The organism is Streptomyces sp. NPDC031426 (assembly GCF_055581585.1).
This window is the reverse complement of the sequence record NZ_JBVIJE010000097.1, coordinates 1-2,618: the sequence shown is the minus strand read 5'-3', so window position 1 is coordinate 2,618 and position 2,618 is coordinate 1. Positions and strand designations below refer to the sequence as shown.

The window sequence follows — 2,618 nt, the reverse complement described above, 5'->3', positions numbered from 1 at the left end:
GTAGATCGCTTCGTGCGAGATTTGCATGGTGGTGTCGCCAGGAAACTGACGTCGCAGCCACCCTGCGATCTGATCGGGAGACCAGCACAGAGCCATCTCACCCGTGACCAGCAGTTACGGACCAGCTCTCAACCGATCCCGGTAGCCGTCGAGGCCAAGGACAGGAACAGGGCAGCGAGCACGCCCACGGCGCCGTAGAGGCGCATCTTGCGCCGATCATCGCGTTGGCTGACATACAGCGCGGTGGCCCCCGCGAAGATCAGACCACCGACGATGAACCACGGCCCCCACAAGTAGAGGTACCAACCGGTCAGCCCAGTCAGATCTAGCTCAACAGAGACGGCCCCGGCCTCGACCAGCACACCGTGGACGACGAAGAGGCCGCCGTGCCACGTGAGCAGGGTCGCCGCGCCCCCGCCGCAGAACACCATGAGCCGGCTGATCCGCGAGCCCCGCGGTCGCGTCAGGCCGATGCCGACCAATGCCCCGAAGAGCTTCAGGAAGCCGGTTACGACCAGGACGGTCAGGAACCATGGCACTCCATCGCGAGCGAGCTTCACCAACGACGGCGACACCGTGGACTGCGCGCCGAAGGTATCGCCGGTCGCCCAGACGAAACTGGGTACCGCGAACAAGAACCCCCACGCTGCAGCGGCGCATCCAGGCCATTTGCTCAGGTGGAGGCGGTCTGCCTGGCGCGGGACGGGGCGCATTGTGTCGCCCAAGGAATGCATGATCGACATGAGTCGATCATGGTCCGAACCGCGACGACGTGCGTCATCCGCACGGAGGATCCGCCTCCCCCACGAGAGCTACCTCTCGCCGCGCGAGCTGTGAGCGACCCGACGGACCCGGAACTGGCAACCTCGAAGATCAGTTACGGGACAGCCCTTAACTCGCCGACACATGGTAAGGATTCACTAAATTTATGCAACATGAAACAATGATGACTTCATGTAGCACAGTTCATAGGTTCTCAGATTGTTCTTGGTGCATGCAATGCAACGTTTGAGGTGTTATGCACCGGTCCTACTGTGAACTTGCTGAGCGGGTTCCGTGAACTTCATATGATGATGGTCACGTTGTTTCGGATCTGATGCCGTTTTAGGGTCGCGATCGACCACTTATTTTTGCTTTACGTCTGTGTGCGTGGGGGGCTGCAGATGTTATTTCGTCATGCCGTCACCCGTGCCTGGAAAGGAATTCGGGTGACTCCTCGTATGCGCAGGATGCTCCCGGTCGCGGGGGTTGCTGCCATTCTGGCGCTCGCGAGCACGCCGATGCTCGCCTCTGCCGACCCGCAGCCGACAGGGGGAACTGCCGGGGCCATGCCGCCGTCCGCGGTGGAGGACTACGCGTATCCGAACGCGGATCAGATCCAGCGGGACCAGGGCATCAAGCTGATCAAGGGCGACGGGCACATCACCTTGGCCAAGTGCGACGACTCCGCCCAGCAGATCAAGGTCCTCACCGTGCAGGGGCAGAGCGGGGATTCCCAGGGCGCGTACTGCTTCAAGGCGAACGCGAAGTCGGGATATCTCACTCTGGAACTGGCACATGTGTTCGCTCTGGAGACCGCCGACCATCCCATCAGCGCGGACCTGAGGCCGCAGGCGGATCCCACGGCGCCGGTGAAGACGGTGACCGTGGACAAGAACGGCTATCAGAGCGTGGGCGAGGGCGCGGCCGGTGGTGCGCCGACGGTGCTGCTGGAACTGCGGGTCACCGGCTGACCCGGTCCGCCCGCCTGCCCTCTCTCCGCTCTCGTACGACAGCAAGGAAGTTGTTTTCATGTCTGGCTTTCGTCCGCGCACCGCGTGGACCGGCGCTCTGATCGCCGCCACCTCCATGGCCGCCGCCGCTGTGACCACCGCACCCGCCACCGCCGTATCCGGCCCGGCCGCTTCTGCCACGGTCTCGGCCGCCACCGCCCGCCTCGATGTCGGCGGCCAGCGCGGCTGTTCGGCCACCCTCGTCGCCCCGCAGTGGCTGCTGACCGCCGCGAGCTGCTTCACCGACACCCCGGGCGCAACGCTCGCGTCCGGCGCGCCGAAGCTGAAGACGACCGCCACCATCGGCGGCGGCGCCCAGCAGTTGGTGAACCTGGTGCCGCGCACCGACCGGGACGTGATGATGGCCCAGCTGGCCAAGCCCGTCAGCGGTATCACCCCCGTCCCGGTAGCGGCGGCCGCGCCTGGTGCCGGGGACGAGGTCCAGGCCGCCGGGTTCGGGCGTACCCGGGACGAGTGGGTGCCCGGCCAGGTTCACGCGGCCGCGTTCACCGTCCAGAACACCGCCGCCACCACCCTCGATCTGGCCGCGAAGTCGGACGGCGCGGCGATCTGCAAGGGTGACACTGGCGGGCCCGTGGTGAGCACCGCCGGGGCGGTCGTGGGTGTCAGCAGCCTGTCCTGGCAAGGCGGCTGCCTGGGCAGCGACCCGGCGGAGACCCGCACCGGGGCCGTGGCCGCCCGGGTCGACGACCTCGCCTCCTGGGTGCAGCAGGTCGCCTACGCCCCCGTTTTCGCGGCCGCGCCGTGGAAGCACGCCGTGCAGATCACGGCCGGCTACTACGCGGGCGACTCCGCGGGCGGCACCCGTCACATGGACCTGATCGT

General features: G+C 66.3%; 3 protein-coding genes. 2 read left to right on the top strand and 1 reads right to left on the bottom strand.

Annotated features, from left to right (window positions below):
* Window positions 1-128: 128 nt before the first annotated feature.
* A complete protein-coding gene (locus tag ACZ5NH_RS45390; RefSeq protein WP_468784341.1) occupies window positions 129-743 on the bottom strand; it encodes a DUF3995 domain-containing protein in 615 nt (204 codons plus the stop codon).
* Between the two features lie 465 nt (window positions 744-1,208).
* Here ACZ5NH_RS45390 and ACZ5NH_RS45385 point away from each other — a divergent pair, with 465 nt between their 5' ends.
* A complete protein-coding gene (locus ACZ5NH_RS45385) occupies window positions 1,209-1,733 on the top strand; it encodes a hypothetical protein (protein WP_468784339.1) in 525 nt (174 codons plus the stop codon).
* A gap of 58 nt (window positions 1,734-1,791) precedes the next feature.
* The coding region (locus tag ACZ5NH_RS45380) for a S1 family peptidase (RefSeq protein WP_468784338.1) at window positions 1,792-2,618 on the top strand (827 nt) is incomplete at its 3' end.

What these genes read in the sequence shown, in the direction of transcription:
- ACZ5NH_RS45390 (WP_468784341.1), bottom strand. Translation starts at nt 743, where the DNA reads ATGTCGATCATGCATTCCTTGGGCGACACAATGCGCCCCGTCCCGCGC.